This is a genomic window from Massilia sp. BHUDP2 (assembly GCF_046236355.1).
In the GTDB taxonomy this organism is placed as follows: Bacteria; Pseudomonadota; Gammaproteobacteria; order Burkholderiales; family Burkholderiaceae_D; genus Telluria; species Telluria varians.
Genome location: NZ_JBJUVW010000001.1, coordinates 1,414,369 through 1,433,783 on the forward strand (window position 1 = coordinate 1,414,369; position 19,415 = coordinate 1,433,783).

Sequence of the window (19,415 nt, forward strand, 5' to 3'; positions counted from 1 at the left end):
TAATGCATCTCTGACATGTGCGTGCATATGCACTATAATCCCTTCGATGGGCACTTCGCCCGGCCGAGGAGGCGCACATGAATCAAGAGACGATGACGCCGCGCGCGGCCTGGATGCTGATCCTGGCCGCCAGTACCATCCTGATGATCACGATGGGCGCCCGCCTGACCACGGGCCTGTTCCTGTCGCCGATCAACACTTCCACCGGCCTCGGCGTGGCCAGCATCAGCTTCGCGATGGCCGTGGCCCAGCTCATGTGGGGCGCATCCCAGCCCGTGTTCGGCGCCATCGCCGACAAGTACGGCGCAGCCAGGGTCATCGTCGTCGGCGGCATCATGCTCGCCGCGGGCACCGCCGCCACGCCTTTCATGGATTCCGAGTGGGGCCTGCTGCTCACCATGGGCATCCTGTCCGCCGCCGGGGCAGGGGCAGGGAGCTTCTCGATCCTGATCGGCGCCACCGCCCAGCGCCTGCCGCCGGAACGCCGCGCCTTCGCGTCCGGCTTCATCAATGCAGGCGGCTCCTTCGGCCAGTTCGTATTCGCACCGCTGATGGGGGCGATCATCGCCGGCGCCGGCTGGGTGATGGCGATGCTGACGATGGCGGCCGCGACCCTGCTGACGATTCCCCTTGCGCTCGGCATGCGCCGCAAGCCCGCGCTTGCGCTGCCGGCTGCCGGCCCTGCCGCAGCGGCCGCCCCGTCGGCGCCGGGCATCACGCTCGGCCAGCAGCTGCGCCAGGCCATGGTCGACCGCAGCTACCTGTGCCTGCACCTGGGTTTCTTCACCTGCGGCTTCCATATCGCCTTCCTGGTCACCCACCTGCCGCAGGAAGTCGCGCTGTGCGGCCTGCCCGCCGGCGTTTCGGCTACCGCGCTGGCCCTGATCGGCCTGTTCAACATTGGCGGCAGCCTCGCCGCCGGCATACTCGCCAGCCGCTATCGCATGAAGTCGCTGCTGGCCATCATCTATGCCAGCCGCGCCGTGCTGATCGTGCTCTACCTGCTGGCCCCGAAGACGGCGCTGACCTTCTACCTGTTCGCCGGCGCCCTCGGCTTCACCTGGCTGGCCACCGTGCCGCCCACCGCCGGCCTGGTGGGCAAGCTGTTCGGCATGCGCTACCTGGCGACGCTGTTCGGCCTGACCCTGCTGTCGCACCAGATCGGCGGCTTCTTCGGCGCCTGGCTGGGCGGCCTGTCGTTCGTGCGCTTCGGCGACTACACCTGGATGTGGTACGCCGACATCCTGCTGGCGCTGGCGGCCGCGCTCATCAACCTGCCGATCCGCGAGGCGAAGCTAGTACGCCCGGCGCCGGCGGCCGCGAAAGGCTGAACGGATGGCGCGCGAAGCATGGAACTATCGCGAGGTGGCCGTCGAGTCGGCTGTCGATCCGCGCAGCGGCCGGGTACGCATCCGTCCGGTTTCGGGGCAGGCCTACGCGACCTCCCTGCGCGTGCACTGCGCGCGCGCGCTCAGCGATCCTGAACGCTATCCGGTCGGCACGCGCTTCCTGGTGTCGGCCAAGCTCACCGACCGCCTGGGCGGCGAGCCTTTCCTGTTCGTATGGCATGGCGATCCGGTGGTCGTGATGAAACCGGCCCAGCTCAAGCGCTTCCTGGAAGAGCGCAGGCGCCTGCGCATCTAGCACCCGGGTCGCTCGCTCTGCGGGATATTGCAAAACTGGTTAACATCAGGTTTTGTGACCGAACCCGAAAGGAAGAACATGAGCACACGGAACATCGCCGTCATCGTCGGCAGCCTGCGCAAGGACTCGTTCACCCGCAAGGTGGCGCAATCGATGATCGAGCTGGCCCCAGGCAGCCTGAACATGGAGATCGTCGAGATCCGCGACCTGCCGCTCTACAACCAGGACGACGAGACCGACAACCCGCCCGCCGCCTTTACCGCCTTCCGCGACCGCATCCGGCAGGCCGACGGCATCCTGTTCTGCACCCCGGAATACAACCGCTCGGTGCCGGGCGCACTGAAGAATGCGATCGACGTCGGCTCGCGCCCCTACGGCAAGGCGGCCTGGACCGGTAAGCCCTGCGCGATCGTCAGCGTCTCGCCCGGCGCACTCGGCGGCTTCGGCGCCAACCATCACCTGCGCCAGATGCTGCCTTTCCTGGACATGCCCTGCATGCCGGCGCCGGAAGCCTATGTCGGGCAGGTGGCGGGCAAGTACGAGGGCGAGCGGCTCATCGACGATTCCAGCCGCGCCTTCTTCCAGACCTTCATCGACACCTTCGCCGCCTGGGTCGAGCGCCATGCCAAGTGAGCATCCGATCCCGGTACGCGGGCTCGACCACATCGTGCTGCGCGTGGCCGACCTGGAGGCCATGATCGCCTTCTATGGCGAGGTGCTGGGCTGCCGGGTCGAGCGCCGCCTCGACGACATCGGCCTGATCCAGCTGCGCGCCGGCCATTCCCTGATCGACCTGGTGCCGGTGGAGAGCCGGCTCGGGCGCGAAGGCGGCGCGGCGCCGGGCGTGGGCGGACGCAACCTGGACCACCTGTGCCTGCGCGTCGAGCCCTTCGACGAAGCGGCGATCCGGCGCCACCTGGAGGCGCACGGGGTGGCTGCCGGTCCGGTCGAAACGCGCTACGGCGCCGAAGGCGACGGTCCCTCGATCTACCTGCTCGACCCCGAGCGCAATACCGTCGAGCTCAAGGGTGCGGCCTACCATGTCGCCGAACCGGGGACGGGCGCAGCGCCGCAAGCGCGATGAAAGCGGGAAAGAACGGAGGAGCCGGGGCGGGGCCGGCCCGCCGCCCCGACAAGGCGCTGCTGCGCTACGGCCGCGCGGACGGCTGGCGCGGGCGCATGTACGACCTGATCTTCCTCAGCGATTCGCCTTCCGGGCGCCGCTTCGACATCGTGCTGATCGCCGCGATCCTGCTCAGCATCCTGGTGGTAGTGCTCGAGAGCGTGCCCGCGATCGGCGTGCCTTACGCGCCGACCATGCGCGTGCTCGAATGGTTCTTCACGCTGCTGTTCAGCGCCGAGTACCTCGCACGCCTGCTGTGCGTGCGCCATCCGCTGCGCTATGCCACCAGTTTCTTCGGCCTGGTCGACCTGCTGTCGGTGCTGCCTACCTACGTCTCGCTGCTGGTGCCGGGCAGCCAGGCGCTGCTCGATATCCGCATCCTGCGCCTGCTGCGCATATTCCGCATCTTCAAGCTGACCCTGTACATCGAGGAGTACACCCGCCTGGGCGAGGCGCTCGCGGCCAGCCGGCGCAAGATCATGGTCTTCCTGTCGGTGGTGCTGATGGTGGTGCTGATCATGGGAACCGTGATGTACGTGGTCGAAGGGCCGGCGCACGGCTATACCAGCATCCCGACCGCCATGTACTGGGCCATCGTCACCATGACGACGGTCGGCTACGGCGACATCACGCCGCACACGACGCTCGGCAAGGGCATCGCCTCCTTCATGATGCTGCTCGGCTGGGGCATCCTGGCAGTGCCGACCGGCATCGTCACCGCCGAGATGACGGCGCGCCGGGTCGACCGCCGCCACGGTCCGGCGCGCCTCGAGCGCGCCTGCGCGGCCTGCGGCAGTAGCGGCCACGAGGCCGGCGCGCACTTCTGCAAGGATTGCGGCGCCGAACTGCCCGCCGCGCCGGCCCGGCGATGACGTCTGGGCGGCGCACGTTTGGTTTACATCAAACGCGCACCTGGCCCCCTCTTTAGCCTTCTACCTTCGTGCCACGGACCGCTTTGCCGGCCCTGGCGTGCCTTTCCTTGCAAGCACATACGGAGGTCAACGCATGTACTTCTTTCCGCACACCCCGGCCGTGCGCTCCCACGTGGAGGCGCAGACCGCGTTTCTCAACGATATGTCCAAATCGATGTTCCGCTCTTTCCAGCAGATGTGCGACCTGAACATCCAGCTGGTCCAGACCCTGGTCGAGGAGGGCACCCTGGCGAGCCAGCAGGTGCTGAGCACCGACCGCCAGACCGAGCTGTTCAGCGCCGCCTCGGCCCGGGCCCAGCCCACCACCGAGAAGCTGCGCGCCTACCAGCAGCACATCTCGCGCCTGGCGGCCGACTCCCAGGTCGAGCTGGCGCGCGTGACCGAGCAGCACGTGCAGAACACCTCGCGCACCGCGCGTGCCCTGGTCGACGAGGTGGCGCGCAGCACCGCCGAGGAAACCGAGCGCAATATCCGCAACCAGCAGGAGGCGATGCGCAACGTCGCCGATCCGTTTGCACGGCCCAGCGGCGAGGCGCGCGCCGCGGCGGGCGGCAACAGCGAGCCGCAGCGCGGCCAGCAAGCCCGCAGCAGCCAGGGTGGCCGACCGGAGGGCGCCCAGACCCATTGAGCGCTTCCGGCTTCGGCGCTAGCCGGCGGCGGCCTGCGCAGGAGCTGGCTGCGCCGGCACCGGGACCGCTGCCGGCGCGTTCCCGAGGGAGCGGGGCGCCAGCCCGAACAGCGGCCGCAACAAGCGCACGCGCCTGATCAGTTCGAATGCGCCGAAGCTGAGGGTCAGGGTCAGCACGATCAACAGGATCGCTTCCAGGCCCGGCGCGATCCGCAGCGGCTGCATCCCGTGCGCCAGCACGACGATGAGGGTCTGGTGCAGGATATAGACCGGGAACACCGCCTCGTTCAGGTAGCGCCGCGCAGGGCCGTCACGGTCGAGGTGGCGCGCGGCGAAACCGCAGGCGGCCATGATCGCGCTCCAGGCCAGCACGGCGTACAGCGCATACATCAGGGGCCGGAGCGTCTCTCTCGCCTGCGGCGCAAGCAGCTCGTAGGCCGCGCTCCACGTCGCCAGCGCCGCCCACCCGAAGGCGGCGATGCCGAGCGCCTGCCAGCGCAGCAGGCCAGGACGCGTCCAGAATCCCGGCACCCGGGCCACCAGCGCCCCGAACAGGAAGCACAGGAAGGACATCGCGTGGTTGTACCAGTCGCCGACCACGGCGTGATTGGTCGGGAAATGCTCGACCAGATTGATGCGCGCCAGGGCCAGCAGCGCGGCCGGCAGCGCGATCAGCTTCCAGCCGTGGAGCAGGGCGCCGGCATGCGCGGCGATGCGGTCGAAGCGGTTTCCGAGCACGGCAGCGAGGCCGCCGAGCAGCACGGTGTAGATCCACAGGTAGGCCACGAACCACAGGTGGTTCCAGGTCGGCAGGCTCAGGCAATCCTCGCGGCAGAAACCGTCGTAGGCCTGCAGGTACAGCCCCATGAAGGCGCCATAGCCGTCCGCATAGCCGAGCTTCTCGACCACTTCGAAATAGGGCTGGGGCGGCACGATCACCAGCATGCCGAACACCAGCGGCACCAGGAGGCGCAGGCTGCGCCGGCGCACGAAGGACGCGCTGCCGAGCTTGCGCAGCATGAGGCTGGCGCCGACGCCGGCCACGAAGAACAGCAGGCTCAGGCGCCATGGGGAGGACAGCTTCATGAAGGCTTCGGGACCGGTGCCGGCAAAGGGACTCTTCACGTGCCAGTCCCAGCTCACGTAGTACATGCCGACGTGGTAGACGATCAGGACGAAGAAGGCAAGGATGCGCACCCAGTCGAGGAAGTACAGGCGGGTGGCGGGTGCAGAAAGGTGAGGGTTCATGGCTCGCTCTTGTTGAAGTGATGGCGCGAGCATGGCGTGTCGAGATGCCGGCGGCGAGCGTTTTGTGGCGAGGCGGGCCCGGGATGGGGCGGATCGGACCGGAGGGGGCCAGGCTAGCAGGACTGGAGTGCTTCCATGAGCGCGGCCCGGTACTGGCGGCTGCAGGGCACCAGCGCGCCGCTGCGCAGCACCAGTTCGCAGTCGCCCTTATCGAGCGGATTGACGCGCTGGACGGCGCCGGGACGCACCGCCGCGCGCCGGTGGCAGCGCACGAAGCCGCTGCCCAGCTGCGCCAGCAGTCCGGACAGGGTCTGGCGCAGCAGCGGCGCTCCGCCGGCGCTGTGCAGGACCACGTAGTTGTCGGCGGTCTCCAGCCATTCGATGTCCGCCACCTGCACCACGCGCGTGGCGCCGCGCTCCGACACCAGGAGCTGGCGCGGCGGCAGGCCGGGCGCCGCCGCTGCAGCCAGGGCCTGCGCCGCATGGCGCGCACGCAGGCGCTCGAGCGAGCGCCGCAGGCGCGCCTGGTCGAAGGGCTTGAGCAGGTAATCGATGGCATTCGCGTCAAAAGCGCGCAGCGCGTATTCGTCGTAGGCGGTGACGAACACCACCAGCGGCGCAGGGGCCGGCAGCGAGGCCGCCAGGTCGATGCCCGACAGCTCCGGCATCTCGACGTCGAGCAGCAGCGCATCGGGCCGGAACTGTGCCAGCTGCCGCAGCGCGTCGATGCCGTCGGACGCCTCGCCAATGGCCTCGATGCCGGCTTCCAGCGCCAGCATGCGGCGCAGCCGTTCGCGCGCCGGGCGCTCGTCGTCGACGATCAGGATGCGCATGGCAGCCTCAGTTCGGTCCGTACGCCGCAAGGCAGCAGCTGGGCCAGCGTCACGCGGGCGCCGTCGCCGTGCAGGCCCGCCAGGCGTGCGCGCAGGTTGGCCAGGCCGATGCCCGGCGCGCCGCAGTCGGCATCCTTGCCGAGCATGCCGCCGTCGTCCTCGACGCGCAGGACGAAATCGCCGCCATCGCGCGCGGCGCTGACCGTGATGCGGGTGGGAGCGCGCCGCCGTTCGACCGTGTGCTTGAACACGTTCTCCAGCAGCGGCTGCACGCTCATTGCCGGCAGCGGCACGCCCAGCACCGCACTGTCGATGCGCCAGTCGACCCGGGCGCGGCCATCGAAGCGTCCTTCCATCACCCCGGCATAGGCGCGCGCCAGCCGCAATTCCTCCTCGAGCGTGGCCTGCGGCCGTTCGCCCAGCGCCAGGGCGGCGCGCAGCAGGTCCGCCAGCTGCACCAGGGTGGCGTCGGCGCGCGCCACGTCGGTGTGCATCAGCGAGGAAATGGTATTGAGCGCGTTGAACAGGAAATGCGGCTGCATCTGGCGCGCCAGCGACTGCAGCTGGGCTTCGCGCAGCAGGGCGTTGGCCTGTTCGGCCCGCAAACGCGCGCCCAGCAGTTCGCGGTAGGACAGCAGGCCGAAGCCGATCACGATGAACAGGCCGACGAACACGGTGAGCTTGAGCGACTCGTAGACGAAGACCTGCAGCCAGGGCTCGTGCTCGTAACTGGTGCCGGCCAGCGCGTACACGACATGGCGTACGCCGAAGACCAGCGGCACGAAGGCGAGCCAGAACAGCGGCAGCATGCGCGCCTGCAGGGCGAACCAGCGCCAGGGCGTGGCGATCAGGTGGTCGTGGCGCCGGGTGGCGCGGCGCTGGAGCAGCAGCAGGAAAGTGGCGACACAGGCCGAGGAGGTCTCCCAGAGCACCGGTTGCCAGTAGGCCGTGCCGCCGTCGCGCCGGTAGTCTTCGACGGCGACCAGCACCATCAGCGCCCAGAACAGGAACCAGGCGATGACGGCGGTGATGGCGCTGCGGGTCGGTTTCATGGGCTGGCCGGGCTGAAGATGCCCGATGATCCAGCATTCGCCGCTACTTGTCAAAGCTGCAAAGCCTTGCTCAGTTCCCGCCCGCCGCAGGCGCAGTCCCGCGTTCTTCCTCCAGCTGCGTGCGCATCGCCTCGACGTCGACCATGTACTCCGCCACCGTCGCATCGGGACTGGCGCGCAGCTCCGGCGGCAGCAGCACGGCCATGTACAGTTCGTCCGCGACCCGGCCGTGCTGCTGCTGGTTCACGATCAGCACCAGCCCCGAGGCCAGCACCGCCGCGCAAGCGCAGATCGCACGCAGGCGCCGGCGCAGGGGCGGCTTGATGGTCGCCAGGTGGAAGTAGATGATGCCCGCGCTTGTGGCCACCGCCACGTGGGAACCGTAGCGGGTGAGCCATTCGAGCGACCAGGCATAGGCGGCCACTGCCGCCAGCAGGCGGAAGCCCACCAGCGCCGCCATGCCGCAGCCGAAGATGAACAGGTGCCGCCCCAGCCGCGTATAGCGCCCGAACAGGCGGTTCATGAAGGCCCACAGGCTGCTCCACAGCAGCGCCGCGCCGATCCCCGCGCCGGGAGCCAGCACATAGTTGAGCAGCTCGAAGGGCTCGGCGTCGAACAGCCAGGTCACGAACAGGGCCACCAGCCCGGCCAGCAGCACGCCGACGATACCGGGCACCAGCCCTTCCCAGCCGTGCATGGTGCGGTCGCGCAGTTCCGTCGGCACCGGGAAATCGGCCGCGCGCACACGCAGCGAGGTATGGCCCATGCGCACCACGGTGTCGCCCGTGAGGGTAAGTTCCTGCACCCGCTTGCGCCCGGTGTTCAAGCCATTGCGGGTGCCGAGGTCGCGCATCACGAGCGCGCCATCGGTGCCTTGCTCGATGACGGCGTGGTGCGCGGCGGCGTACTCGTCGTCGAGGATGAAGTCGTTGTCGTAGGCGCGGCCGACACGGATCGGCAGGCTGGCGGCGCGGTGCCGGTGCAGCACCTCGCCGTTGCGCGCCAGGATCTCGACGGTCCAGGGGCCGTTCATCGCTGGCCTCCCGGCGTGCCTGGTGCGGCGGGCGCGCGCCGGATGTTGCGTCCGAAGGAGCCGAGGAAGGCACGCGTCACGCGCATGCCGTTTTCATACGAGACCCCGGACACGTCCAGCCGGCTCTGCAGGCTCGACTCGGCCGCATTGGTGCTGGCGGTCAGCAGCGTGAAGTTGTACAGGCCCTCGAACTTGCGGTAGGCGCGTACGCAGGTCACGGCGCGCAGCGGCAGGGTGCGGGTGTGCACGAAGCGTTCGGTGCACACCGGCTTGGTCAGGCGCGCGTCGCCGGCGTTGCCCAGCTTGGCCGCGCCGAACAGGCGGCTGCTCAGTGCCGCGAAGGGCAGGCGGGCCAGGTTGTCGGACCGGATGTACTGGTGGGTCATCGCCACGTGGCCGGTCTGCTGGGTCGAGGACACGTAGATCGCCGATTCCATCGCGCAGCTCATCGAGTCCGAGGTGTACGCGGTCTCGGCCTTCACGTTCGAGCGCCCCCAGCAGCGCAACTGGCCGGATTCGCGCACCGGCACCAGGTAGGGCCCCATGCTCTTGATGGCCAGCGGCTCCTCCAGCAGGCGGTCGACCATGGCGCGCTGGTGCTCCAGCAGCTGGGCGGCGATCAAGGGATTGAAATCCTTCGGCGGCGCCGGCTGGCTCTCGACCTTGCGCAGCAGCTCCTGCACGTACTTGACCGGCACCAGGAAGCTGACCGACTCGCCGTCGCGCCGCTTGGACACGTTGACGCCGGCCACGGTGCCGTTGCCGGTCACGCTGGGCCCGCCGCTCATGCCGGAATTGATCGGGCCGCCGAACATGAGCTGGTCGTAGAAGCTGCGTGTGACGACGCCGTTGTAGGCGCCTTCCGAGATCGCAAAGCCCAGGTCGAGGGGATTGCCGAGCGAGTACAGGCGCTGCCCCTGGGTCAGGCGCACCGGGCGTTCGGGCACCTTGAAGAAGCCGCTGCCTTCACGGTTGACGCGCAGGACGGCCAGGTCGTGCAGCACGTCGACGGCCAGCAGCTCAACCGGACCGCTATTGCCATCGGTGTCGACGTATTCGGCGGTGTAGACGTCGGGGTCGAGCGCCATCTGCGACACCACGTGGTAGTTGGTGACCACCAGGTTCCCGGTGCCGACCAGGAAACCCGAGCCGACGGTGGACTGGGTGCGGCCGTTCTTGAGCAGCATGCGGATCTGCAGCAGGTCGCCGCGCGCCGACGAGTACAGGTCCTGGGCGGCCGAGGAGGGCGGCGGCAGGGCGTCCTGGGCATCGACCTCGCCCGGTGCCGGTGCCGGGGGCGTGGGCCCGGGCGGATCGCTCGGGGACAGGTGCGGGGGCGGCGCAGGCGCCGTGGCGGCGCGCGTTGGGGGTGGGCGGTTGGCCTGTTCCGGAGGCGCCGTGGCGGCGCCCGCCGCGAGACAGAGAAGCAGGAGGGCGGCGGCGGTCCGTTTCATGCATTCCGATCATGGCAAGAAGGAAGCATTATCTTGCCACCGGACGCCGGGGCTGCGCGCGCGTTATGGTGATCGGGTCAGTGGACCCGATCACGCGAAGCAGGGGTGGCTCAGCTGTTGTCCGGCTCGGCCAGCGCCGCGCCGACCGGCTCGAGCGGCTCGAGCGGGCCCATCATGTGGCCCAGCTTGGCCTGCTTGGTATTCAGGTAACTGTTGTTGAAGGCGTTGCGGTTCACCAGCAGCGGCACGCGCTCGGCTACCGCGATCCCGAGTCGGCTCAGGGCGTCGATCTTGCGCGGGTTGTTGGTCATCAGGCGCAGGGAACGCACGCCGAACTGTTCCAGCATCGGCTTGCACAGCTCGTAATTGCGGGCGTCGGCATGGAAGCCCAGCTGCAGGTTGGCCTCGACCGTGTCGGCGCCGGCTTCCTGCAGGCGGTAGGCGCGGATCTTGTTGACCAGGCCGATGCCGCGGCCTTCCTGGCGCAGGTACAACAGGATGCCGCGCCCTTCCTCGGCAATGCGCTGCAGCGCGCCCTCGAGCTGGGCGCCGCAGTCGCAACGCTGCGAGAACAGCACGTCGCCGGTCAGGCATTCGGAATGCACGCGCGCCAGCACCGGTTCGCCGTCGCCGATGTCGCCCAGTACCATCGCCAGGTGCTCCTTGCCGGTGGAGTGCTCGATGAAGGCGTGCAGCGTGAACTGTGCCCACGGGGTCGGCAGGGCACACGAGGTGACGTAATCGAGCAGCTGGTCGGTGGAGGAGGATGGGGTCGGCATGGCGTTTCTCTTGGTATTTCTTGCTGTTGCGGCATGGTGCGAAGCTGTAGCCGTCTAGTTTACAGGAAATCCGTTTCCCCCGTGCGACGCCCACGGTCTTGTTCATAGTATGTTGAGTTGACGTATGTTACGCTGACGCAATTGTTTCAGCATCGAACCAACATGGACACCTCCCCACCCGCCGCCACCCGGAACCGCAGGCTCGGCCTCGGCGCCTGGCTGGCGCTGGCCTTCTCGCTCCTGACCGTGATCCTGACCCTGCTGCTGGTCGTGGTCATCGAGCGCTCCTCGACCGAGCAGGTCAAGGAAAGCATCGGCAACAACCTGGGCGAGATGGCGCGCCAGACCGCGGACAAGCTCGACCGTGGAATGGCCGAGCGTTACCGCGAGGTCAGCCTGATGACGCGGCGCCGCGCGCTGCGCGATGCCACCATCGCGCCGGCCGAGCGGCGCCAGGTGCTGTCCGACATGCGCGAGACCTACGGCTACTACGACTGGATCGGCTTGACCGGCCTCGACGGCCGCGTGATCGTCGAGGCGCGCGGCCTGCTGGAAGGCGCGGACGTGTCGCAGCGCCCGTGGTTCCGCAATGCCCTCGAGGGCGTCAACGTCGGCGACGTCCACGAAGCGGTCAAGCTCGCCAAGCTGCTCCCGAGCGAGAACGGCGAGCCGCGCCGCTTCGTCGACGTCGCCTTCCCGTTTACCGACCTGGCCGGGAAGACGGCCGGGGTGCTGGGCGTGCACCTGTCCTGGCAGTGGGCGCGCGACGTCGAGCGCTCGATCATCGCGCCGGTCCAGGCGCGCGACCGGGTGCAGGCCCTGATCGTCAGTGCGCAGGGCGTGGTTCTGCTCGGCCCCACGGAACTGCAGGGCAAGAAGATCGCGTTGGAGAGCCTGCGGCTGGCGCAGCAGAAGCGCACCGGCTACCTGGTCGAAGAGTGGCCGGACGGCCTGTCCTACCTGGTCGGCTACGGCGCCACCGTCGGCCGCGGCATCTACCCCGGGCTCGGCTGGACCGTGCTGGTGCGCCAGGACGTGGAGGATGCCTATGCGCCGGTGCGCCGCCTGCGCGAGCAGGCGCTGTGGAGCGGTGCGGCGCTGGCGGTGCTGTTCTCCGTGGCCGGCCTGCTGGTGGCGCGCCGCATCACCCGTCCGCTCGGGGCGCTGGCCGAATCGGCCGAACGCCTGGGACGCGGCGAGGCGGTCCAGCTGCCGCCGAGCGCGAACGACTATTTCGAGGTGCAGGCGCTGTCGACCACCCTGAACGGGCTGGTGGGCGACCTGGTGCGAAAGCAGGCCGAACTGCGCGACCTGAACGCCACGCTGGAGCAGCGCGTCGAGGAACGCACCCGCGAACTGGAGCGCGCGCTGGCTTCGGTGCAGGCCAGCGAACAGCGCATCAATGCGATCGTGGAAGCGGCCCAGGATGCCTATATCGCGGTCGACCAGCGCGGCATCATCCTCGACTGGAACGAGGCGGCCGAGCGCATGTTCGGCTGGGGCCGCAACGAGGCCGTGGGCTGGCCGCTGTCCGAGCTGGTGCTGCCGGAGCGCTACCGCGCCAGCCTGGGGCAGGCCCTGCATGCCTTCCGCCAGACCGGCCACCTGGCCATGCTCGACCAGCGCCTGGAGCGTCAGGTGATCGACCGCCAGGGGCGCGAATTCACCATCGAGATGACGGCGGCCCTGGCCGGCCAGGGCGAAGACGCCTTCTTCAGCGTGTTCCTGCACGATATCTCGGAGCGCAAGCGGGTCGAGCAGATGAAGAACGAGTTCATCTCGACCGTCTCGCACGAGCTGCGCACGCCGCTGACCTCGATCCAGGCCTCGCTGGCGATGCTGGCCGACGGCATGGCGGGCGAGCTGCCGCCGGATGCCTTGCGCTTGATTACCATCGCCAGCCAGAGCAGCGAGCGGCTGGTGCGCATGGTCAACGACCTGCTCGACATCCAGAAGATCGAGGCCGGCCAGATCCACTTCGAGGCCCGCGCGCAGCCGCTGCTGCCCGTGGCCGAGCGCGCGCTGGCGGCGATGGAAGGGCATGCCCGCAAGGCTGGGGTGCTGCTGCGGCACGACTGGGATGCGGGCGCAGCCGGGATCGCGGCCAGCATCGACGCCGACCGCATGGAGCAGGTACTGACCAACCTGCTGTCGAATGCCATCAAGTTCACCCCGGCGGGCAAGTCCGTCACGCTGGGCCTGGCGCACACCCCCGGCAAGGTCCGCCTGCTGGTCCTTGATGAAGGCCCCGGCATCGCGCCGGAATTCCAGCAGCGCGTGTTCCAGCGCTTCGCCCAGGCCGACGGGGCCGATTCGCGTACGCGCGGCGGCACCGGCCTGGGACTGGCGATCAGCAAGGCGATCATCGAGGAGCATGGCGGGACCATCGGATTCACCACCGCGCCCGATCGCGGCACGCGCTTCGTGGTGGAGCTGCCGGCAGCGTCCTAGCGGCTGGACAGGACCTCGCCAAGCGACCTGGCCTCGGGCGCATAGGCCTGCATGCCCCATCCCGCCGCGGCCACCGTGAGGGTGGTCAGCACGAAGGGGGCGATGGTGCGTTTCAATGCGGCGAGCATCCAGTGCTGCGGCTCCAGCACCCGCAGGCGCCGGTAGAGGCCCGCGGCCAGCAGGGCGTCCACCAGGATCTCGGCAAACAGGATCGGCGCCGACCAGATCACGAATAGGGAAGACAGCGCGATGCCCACGGCGAGCAGGATCACGACCAGGGGAACCGCGGCTTCCTCAGCCTCGGCCACGGCCCCGAGCGGATTGTCCGCGATGGCGCCGATGGCGCTGTCCTGTGCGCCGAAGTCGACGTTGGCGCTGGCACCGCCGCCATCGAAGCTGCCGCCGCCACCGCTGAAGTCGGCCGCGCCATCCTTGGCCGCCGCGCTGCCGTCGGCATTGCCGACCCATCCGGGGTCGAGGTAGTCCGCCGCGCTGGTGCGCAGCCACAGCCACAGGAGCAGCAGGAAGGCGATGTAGGCCACGCCCATCGCCAGCGTGTAGCGCAGCGCCATCGCTTCGACCCCGGCGGCGAGCATCGCCACCGAGGCGCCGAAACCGGCCAGCCCGGTCAGCGACACCAGGATGAACATCTGGACGCGCGGGAAGCCTTCGCGCAGCAGGCGGGCGCGCATGAGTTGTACCGCCGTGGCGCGCGTGGCCACGCGGGGGTGGGCAGGTGGAATACGCATCGGTGCCTCAGGGGCGTTCGGAGGGGCGCAAAGCCTCGACTCTACCCCTAAACAGGCCGGACAAGTTCACCAAATCTCACGGCGCTGTCCCGTGCCCGGGCTCACCATGCGCGGTCGAGCAGGGCCGGCAACACCTGCGCGGCACTTCCCCTCAGGTTCCACGTGCACAGGCGATCCAGCTCGCTGGCAGTCGGATTGACCTGGACGACCCGGCTGCCGGCCCGGCGCGCCACCTCGGGAAGCTGCGCCACCGGATAGACCGTGCCCGAGGTGCCGACGACGATCAGCAGATCGCAGCTGGCGCATGCATCGAATGCACGCGCGAGGACGTCTTCGGGGAGCGCTTCGTTGAACCACACCACGCCGGGCCTGACCGGGCCGCCGCAGGCCGGGCAGCTTGGCGGCGCCATGCGCCGGCCGCCTTCGGGCTCCACGGGCGCGGCCGCCGGCAGGGAGAAGGGACGCGCACAGTCGGCACAGCGTGGATGATGGAGACTGCCGTGCAGGTGCTGCACGTCATGGCTGCCGGCACGCTCGTGCAGGTCGTCGACATTCTGCGTGAACAGGGACAGGTGTTCCACGCGGCTGGCGAGCCGCGCGATCGCGACGTGTCCCGCGTTCGGCCGGGCCGACAGTGCCTTCATGCGCCGCCATTCGTACCAGCCCCAGACCAGGGCGGGATCGCGCCGGAAGGCGTCCGGCGTGGCCAGCGAGGCTGCGTCGAACTGCCGCCACAGGCCGGTCAGGGCATCGCGGAAGGTGGGAATGCCGCTTTCGGCGGACATCCCCGCGCCCGTCAGCACCATGAGCTTGCGCGCCTCGCGCAGCGCGGCGAGCAGGCCGGGGTCGAAGTCGGTTTCCATCATCGCCACTCGTGCAGCGCGATCCCGGCGAACCCCGGCCAGGCGCCGAAATCGGCCTCCAGGCGGGGCAGCAGGGCGCGCAGCGCGTCCTTGTTCTTGTGGAAGCTGGTGGCCGAACCGTCGATCGGGCGGCTATCCACCAGCTGGTAGGGCAGGGCGCGCGGATGCGCGAGCGGCTGGCGCAGCAGCACCGCTATCCGCTGGCCCTCGACCGTGAACAGCAGCATGTCGCCTGCACCATTATCCGGCGCGCGGCGGTAGCGGCGCTGGATCTCGAACGGCAGCGGGCCGGCTTCCAGTGCGATGCGCACGCGCTTGCCGCTGGCCGCTCCCCAATCCAGGAAGGGGATGGCGAAGGCGAGGATCTGCTCGGGATCGGTCCGGTAGTCCATCACCGAGACCGCATCGGCATGCCGCGCCAGGCCGTCCAGCAGCGCGTGGCGCTCGCCCCACCAGAAGGGCACCACGAACTCGAGCGGCATGTCGCCCGCCGCCGCGCGCAGCGCCGCCAGGGTGGCCACGTACTCTGCATCGAGGCGCGCGGCCGGCAGCACGTGCTCGGGCAGCAAGTAGGGTTCGATGTCGAACTGGATGCTCTTCAAGCGCGCCGCCGGTTCGGCCGCGGCATTGTAGGCGGCATAGGCGCGGGCGCGCGCGGCGGTGGCGGCGCGCTCGCCCGGCAGCACCATGTGCGGGTCGCCTTCCACCGCGCTGATGCCGATGTCCCTTTGCCCGGCGCGGCGCACGAAGGCGGAGAGAAGCTCCGGATCCTTGATGCGGCCTTGTTCCAGCGGCACCACGATGAACAACTCGCCGATGCGCTCGCGCGCGGCCCAGTCGAGCAGGTCCTCGCCGCGTTCGAGCCAGGCGCTGCGGTCCCAGATCCAGGTCGAGCGCGGCGCGGCGCCCGGGGCATCCGGTTCCAGCACCAGGGAATCCAGCGCCAGGCTGCCGCCGGCGGCCGGGCAGGCGAGCACGAAGTGGCGCCAGTTGCCCCGGTCGAGGGCGGCCGGCAGGGCCAGGCGTGTGCTGCCGGCGCCGCCCTTGGCGGAAAGCTGGCCCATGTCGAGCGCCGATTCGCGCGCCGCCCCTGCCGCATCCGCAGCCTGCCAGGTGAACTGTCCCTTGCCGGAATGCCTGGCCACCAGCTGCGCGCGCAGGCGCGGGATGGTCCACGGGCCCGTGAGCAGCACGCCCGCCGGGCGCGAGCCGGCGCGGCAGTCGATGCGCAGGCGGCCCTGGTCGAGGCGCGCCTGGACCCGTTCTTCGACCCCATAGGTACGGACCTGCATCCGGTCCAGCAGGTTGGTCCGCAGCGGCATCGGCGCCGGCTTCGATGGCTGCCCGTCGCCGTCAGGCACCAGGGTCTGTTCGCTGACGGCGAAGCCTCCGTCCCTGGCTTCGCCCTGGAGCAGGATGGTGGGCGTCGGCGCCGCGTCCGCGCCCAGCACGTGCAGGGTTTCGACCTGGGCGGCGCCGAGTGCGAGCGAGCGGCAGCCGGGCAGCGCTGCTGCGCCGGTGACGACGAAGCGCAGTTCCTTGCCGTCGGCCCCGCGGGCCTTGGCGGAAGGGACGCCGCCAGGTGCCGACTGCGCTGGGCACAGGTGCAGGAACGCGGCGTGGGCGGGAGCGCTCATCGACAGGAGAAAAAGTAAGGCAAGCCGTGACATGGCCTTCAGTGTAGCGATGACGGCCGGCTTGCCGCGCTCATTTGCCGGTTGGCGTTTGGCCGTCCTGGCTTTGCCAGGTGCCCTTGCGCTTCATCGTGCCCCAGCTCGACTCCTTCTGCATCGCCCAGCGCCACAGGCCGGTCAGGCGCCAGATGGAATTGAGCTGGCGGTAGCCGAAGTTCTCCAGGATCACCACCAGTCCCAGCATCAAGAGTTGCCTGCCGCGCGGGTAGATGTGGAAGGACATCTCTTCCAGCAGCAGGCCGGAGGCCGACAGCAGGATGCCCAGGCCGATGGCGACGAACAGGAAGGCGCCGAAGGCCTCCCAGGAAATCATGCCGCTGAAGTAAGCCCAGATCATGAACACATAGCCGCCGATCTCCACCAGCGGACCGAGCCACTCGAACAGCAGCATGAAGGGGAAGGCCACCCAGCCCGGCACGCCGCCGTTACGCGAAAAGACCAGGCCCCAGTTGGCGTTCAGGCTCTCGGCCAGTCCGCGCTGCCAGCGGATGCGCTGGTTCTTCAGGGTACGGTAGTCCTCGGGCGCCTCGGTCCAGCACACCGGATCGGGCACGAATTCGATGCGGTAGGGCTGGCGCTTCTCGCGCAGCAGGCGGTGCATGCGCACCACCAGTTCCATGTCCTCGCCGATGGTGTCGCGCCGGTAGCCGCCGGCCAGCACCACCGCGTCCTTGCGGAACACGCCGAAGGCGCCGGAGATGATCAGCATGCCGTTCATCGACGACCAGCCCAGCCGTCCGAAGAGGAAGGCGCGCAGGTATTCCACCACCTGGAACAGGGCCCAGATGTTCTTCGGCAGCCCGACGCTGGTGAGGAAGCCCCCGCTGACGGTGCAGCCGTTGGCCACCCGCACCGTGCCGCCGGCCGCCACCACGGTCGGGTCGCGCAGGAAGGGCTCGGTGACCTTGGCCAGGCTGTCGCGCTGCAGGATCGAATCGGCGTCGACCCCGCACACCAGCGGATAGCGCGAGACGTTGATCGCGGCATTCAGGGAATCCGCCTTGCCGCCGTTGAGCTTGTCGATCACGCGCACGTTCGGGTAGCGCGTCGAGCGGTAGATGCCGCGCACCTCGGCGGTCGGGATCTGGCGCCGGTAGGCTTCCGGGAAGGGCAGCAAGGCGAACTCGCGCTTGAGCACCTCCAGCGTGCCGTCCTTGGAGCCGTCGTTGACAACGATGATCTCGAACTCGGCGTAGGTCAGCTGCAGCATCGAGCGGACCGAGGCGGCGATGGTGGCTTCCTCGTTATAGGCCGGCACCAGGATGCTCACCGGCGGCTCCAGGCCGGAATAGGCGCGCGGCAGGTCGGCGATGAACAGTTCCTGGCCCTTGACGCGCAGGGCCCGCAGCGCGATCGCGTTCAGCAGCAGGTATCCGCCGTTGAGCGCGATGAAGTAGCAGAACACGAACCAGGTGATGAAATCGGTCATGCCTGCTCCTCCGCCAGTACCTGGTCCAGCATGTCGAGCGCGAAGCGGTCGGTGAGCGAGGCGCGCACCGCGTCCAGGTCGGCCTGTGCCAGCAGCGGCAGTTCGCGCAGCGCCTGGGCCGCGCGGTAGCGCACCCACCATTGCGGGTCGCCCAGCAGGCTGGTCAAGCGGGCGGCGTCGCTGCGCTCGCCGACCCGGCCCAGGGCGCGCGCGGCCTGCACCCGCACCTGCCAGTCTTCATGGCCGAGCAGGGTGCGCACTTCAGACAAGGTGGCAGGTGTCAGCACGCCGCGCAGGGCGGCGATCACCACGCTACTTGACGGGCTGCGCAGGGCCTCGGCGAGCACCCCGGCCGGCAGGGTGACCCGCAGGGATTCGGCGATCCGCAATGCGCGTGGCAGCCGATCCTCGGGCAAGCCCGGCAGGATGCGCGCCAGCACCTGCGCCACCGGGCCGCTGGCCTGCTGCAGGATGCCGGCCACGTGCGACAGCGCCCAGTCTTCGCGCTCGATGAACAGCGGCGTCAGGTAGTCGGCCGCGGCTTCCGGATCGACCCGCACCAGCGCCCACAGCGCGCTGAGCGAGAGCACGCTGTCGGCGGCGCTGGCCAGCGGCAGCAGCTGCGGCCAGGCGGCGCGGTCGCGCAGGTGTCCCAGCACCAGGGTGGCCAGCAGGCGTTCGTCGCGCGCGCCGCGTGCGAGCATGCCGCGGGCCAGGGTGTCGACGCCGAGGCGGCGCGCCACGCCATTGAGCGCTTCGTTGGCCTCGCCGCGCAGCGAACCCTGCAGGTGCGCCCACAGGTGCAGGAAGGGCAGGCGCTCGTTCGGCCGCAAGGACGGCAGCTCGGGATCTTCCCCGACGATGGCCTGGTTCAGCAGCGGGCGCCAGCGGGCGACGGCACGCGCCGCGCGCCGCTCGCGCCGCCGCAGGCTGATACGCAGCAGCACGATCTGCAGGGCCAGCAACAGGGTCAGGACGAGGGCCACCGTCCCGGTCCAGACCGCGACGGTGATGAAGGTGTTGCCGGCGCCTGCGGGCAAGGCGCTCGGGGTCATGAGCCCGTCTTCAGGAAACGCCGGACCCGCGCCAGCAGTTCATTCGGCTGGAACGGCTTGATGACGAAGTCGTTGGCGCCGGCGTCGAGCGCGCGCACGGTGTCGCGTTCGGTATTCTTGGCAGTGAGCATCAGGATCGGCAAGCCGGCCCAGTCGCTGCGTTCGCGTGCCAGCTGTACCAGCTCGAAGCCGTCGACGTAGGGCAGCATGACGTCGAGCAGCACCAGGTCGGGCCGCTCCTTCGCATTGCGGAAATGTTCGCTCGCGGCGCGGCCGTCGGCCAGGTGGACGACGCGGTAAGCCTGGCGCTCGAGCATGAAGCGCAGGACCTGGGCGATGTGCTCGTCGTCCTCGACGACCAGCACGAGGGGAGGGGAAGCGTGTTCGTTTTCCATCGAATTCCGATTAGACGGTGGCGCCGCCAGTATAGCCGACAAGCACTGCCGCG

Annotated in this window: 19 protein-coding genes; 7 read left to right on the plus strand and 12 right to left on the minus strand. The window is 69.4% G+C overall.

Annotation, left to right across the window (positions count from 1 at the left end; all coding sequences use genetic code 11):
* Positions 1–77 precede the first annotated feature (77 nt).
* The 6 genes from ACK6C6_RS06365 (at position 78) to ACK6C6_RS06390 (ending at position 4,327) form a co-directional block, all read left to right on the plus strand.
* Entirely contained in the window at positions 78–1,331 is a 1,254-nt protein-coding gene (locus ACK6C6_RS06365; RefSeq protein ID WP_409266442.1) for an MFS transporter, read from the plus strand.
* A 4-nt stretch (positions 1,332–1,335) separates the two neighbouring features.
* Positions 1,336–1,644 carry a hypothetical protein gene (locus ACK6C6_RS06370; protein WP_409266443.1) on the plus strand — a complete coding sequence of 103 codons (309 nt, stop codon included), beginning with the start codon at positions 1,336–1,338 and terminating at the stop codon, positions 1,642–1,644.
* Between the two features lie 78 nt (positions 1,645–1,722).
* Entirely contained in the window at positions 1,723–2,277 is a 555-nt protein-coding gene (locus ACK6C6_RS06375) for an NADPH-dependent FMN reductase (RefSeq protein ID WP_409266444.1), read from the plus strand.
* A complete protein-coding gene (locus ACK6C6_RS06380) occupies positions 2,267–2,728 on the plus strand; it encodes a VOC family protein (RefSeq protein WP_409266445.1) in 462 nt (153 codons plus the stop codon). Before ACK6C6_RS06375 ends, ACK6C6_RS06380 begins: the two co-directional genes overlap by 11 nt.
* Entirely contained in the window at positions 2,725–3,639 is a 915-nt protein-coding gene (locus ACK6C6_RS06385; RefSeq protein ID WP_409266447.1) for an ion transporter, read from the plus strand. The genes ACK6C6_RS06380 and ACK6C6_RS06385 overlap by 4 nt, the downstream gene beginning before the upstream one ends.
* 133 nt (positions 3,640–3,772) lie before the next feature.
* Complete coding sequence (locus ACK6C6_RS06390) at positions 3,773–4,327, plus strand: phasin family protein (protein WP_409266448.1); 555 nt, start codon at positions 3,773–3,775, stop codon at positions 4,325–4,327.
* Between the two features lie 18 nt (positions 4,328–4,345).
* Here ACK6C6_RS06390 and ACK6C6_RS06395 read toward each other — a convergent pair whose 3' ends face one another.
* From ACK6C6_RS06395 to ribA, 6 genes are all read right to left on the minus strand, one after another.
* Positions 4,346–5,575 (minus strand): acyltransferase family protein, encoded by a 1,230-nt coding sequence (locus ACK6C6_RS06395; RefSeq protein WP_409266449.1) that lies wholly within the window; start codon positions 5,573–5,575, stop codon positions 4,346–4,348.
* Between the two features lie 113 nt (positions 5,576–5,688).
* The gene (locus tag ACK6C6_RS06400; RefSeq protein WP_409266450.1) at positions 5,689–6,408 is read right to left on the minus strand and encodes a LytR/AlgR family response regulator transcription factor; all 720 of its coding nucleotides are present in this window, start codon (positions 6,406–6,408) and stop codon (positions 5,689–5,691) included.
* Complete coding sequence (locus tag ACK6C6_RS06405; RefSeq protein WP_409266452.1) at positions 6,396–7,460, minus strand: sensor histidine kinase; 1,065 nt, start codon at positions 7,458–7,460, stop codon at positions 6,396–6,398. The genes ACK6C6_RS06400 and ACK6C6_RS06405 overlap by 13 nt, the downstream gene beginning before the upstream one ends.
* 70 nt (positions 7,461–7,530) lie before the next feature.
* The gene (locus ACK6C6_RS06410; protein WP_409266453.1) at positions 7,531–8,493 is read right to left on the minus strand and encodes an FHA domain-containing protein; all 963 of its coding nucleotides are present in this window, start codon (positions 8,491–8,493) and stop codon (positions 7,531–7,533) included.
* Positions 8,490–9,947, minus strand: coding sequence for a serine protease (locus ACK6C6_RS06415; RefSeq protein WP_409266454.1), 1,458 nt, complete (start codon positions 9,945–9,947; stop codon positions 8,490–8,492). Before ACK6C6_RS06415 ends, ACK6C6_RS06410 begins: the two co-directional genes overlap by 4 nt.
* 110 nt (positions 9,948–10,057) lie before the next feature.
* Complete coding sequence (gene ribA / locus ACK6C6_RS06420; protein ID WP_209585996.1) at positions 10,058–10,726, minus strand: GTP cyclohydrolase II; 669 nt, start codon at positions 10,724–10,726, stop codon at positions 10,058–10,060.
* Between the two features lie 162 nt (positions 10,727–10,888).
* On the opposite strand from ribA, the gene ACK6C6_RS06425 reads away from it, so the two are divergent.
* A complete protein-coding gene (locus ACK6C6_RS06425; protein ID WP_409266455.1) occupies positions 10,889–13,177 on the plus strand; it encodes an ATP-binding protein in 2,289 nt (762 codons plus the stop codon).
* On the opposite strand, the gene ACK6C6_RS06430 is transcribed toward ACK6C6_RS06425, so the two are convergent.
* The 6 genes from ACK6C6_RS06430 to ACK6C6_RS06455 form a co-directional block, all read right to left on the minus strand.
* Positions 13,174–13,926 carry a hypothetical protein gene (locus ACK6C6_RS06430; protein ID WP_409266456.1) on the minus strand — a complete coding sequence of 251 codons (753 nt, stop codon included), beginning with the start codon at positions 13,924–13,926 and terminating at the stop codon, positions 13,174–13,176. The two genes, ACK6C6_RS06425 and ACK6C6_RS06430, sit on opposite strands and share 4 nt — an antisense overlap.
* Before the next feature lie 101 nt (positions 13,927–14,027).
* Positions 14,028–14,792 (minus strand): SIR2 family NAD-dependent protein deacylase, encoded by a 765-nt coding sequence (locus ACK6C6_RS06435; RefSeq protein ID WP_409266457.1) that lies wholly within the window; start codon positions 14,790–14,792, stop codon positions 14,028–14,030.
* A complete protein-coding gene (locus ACK6C6_RS06440; protein WP_409266458.1) occupies positions 14,789–16,459 on the minus strand; it encodes a hypothetical protein in 1,671 nt (556 codons plus the stop codon). The genes ACK6C6_RS06435 and ACK6C6_RS06440 overlap by 4 nt, the downstream gene beginning before the upstream one ends.
* Before the next feature lie 37 nt (positions 16,460–16,496).
* Positions 16,497–17,912: a glycosyltransferase family 2 protein gene (locus ACK6C6_RS06445; RefSeq protein ID WP_209586001.1), complete on the minus strand. Its 1,416-nt coding sequence runs from the start codon at positions 17,910–17,912 to the stop codon at positions 16,497–16,499.
* Positions 17,909–18,967: a HEAT repeat domain-containing protein gene (locus ACK6C6_RS06450; RefSeq protein WP_409266459.1), complete on the minus strand. Its 1,059-nt coding sequence runs from the start codon at positions 18,965–18,967 to the stop codon at positions 17,909–17,911. Before ACK6C6_RS06450 ends, ACK6C6_RS06445 begins: the two co-directional genes overlap by 4 nt.
* Positions 18,964–19,362, minus strand: coding sequence for a response regulator transcription factor (locus ACK6C6_RS06455; protein WP_409266461.1), 399 nt, complete (start codon positions 19,360–19,362; stop codon positions 18,964–18,966). Before ACK6C6_RS06455 ends, ACK6C6_RS06450 begins: the two co-directional genes overlap by 4 nt.
* Positions 19,363–19,415: the final 53 nt, after the last annotated feature.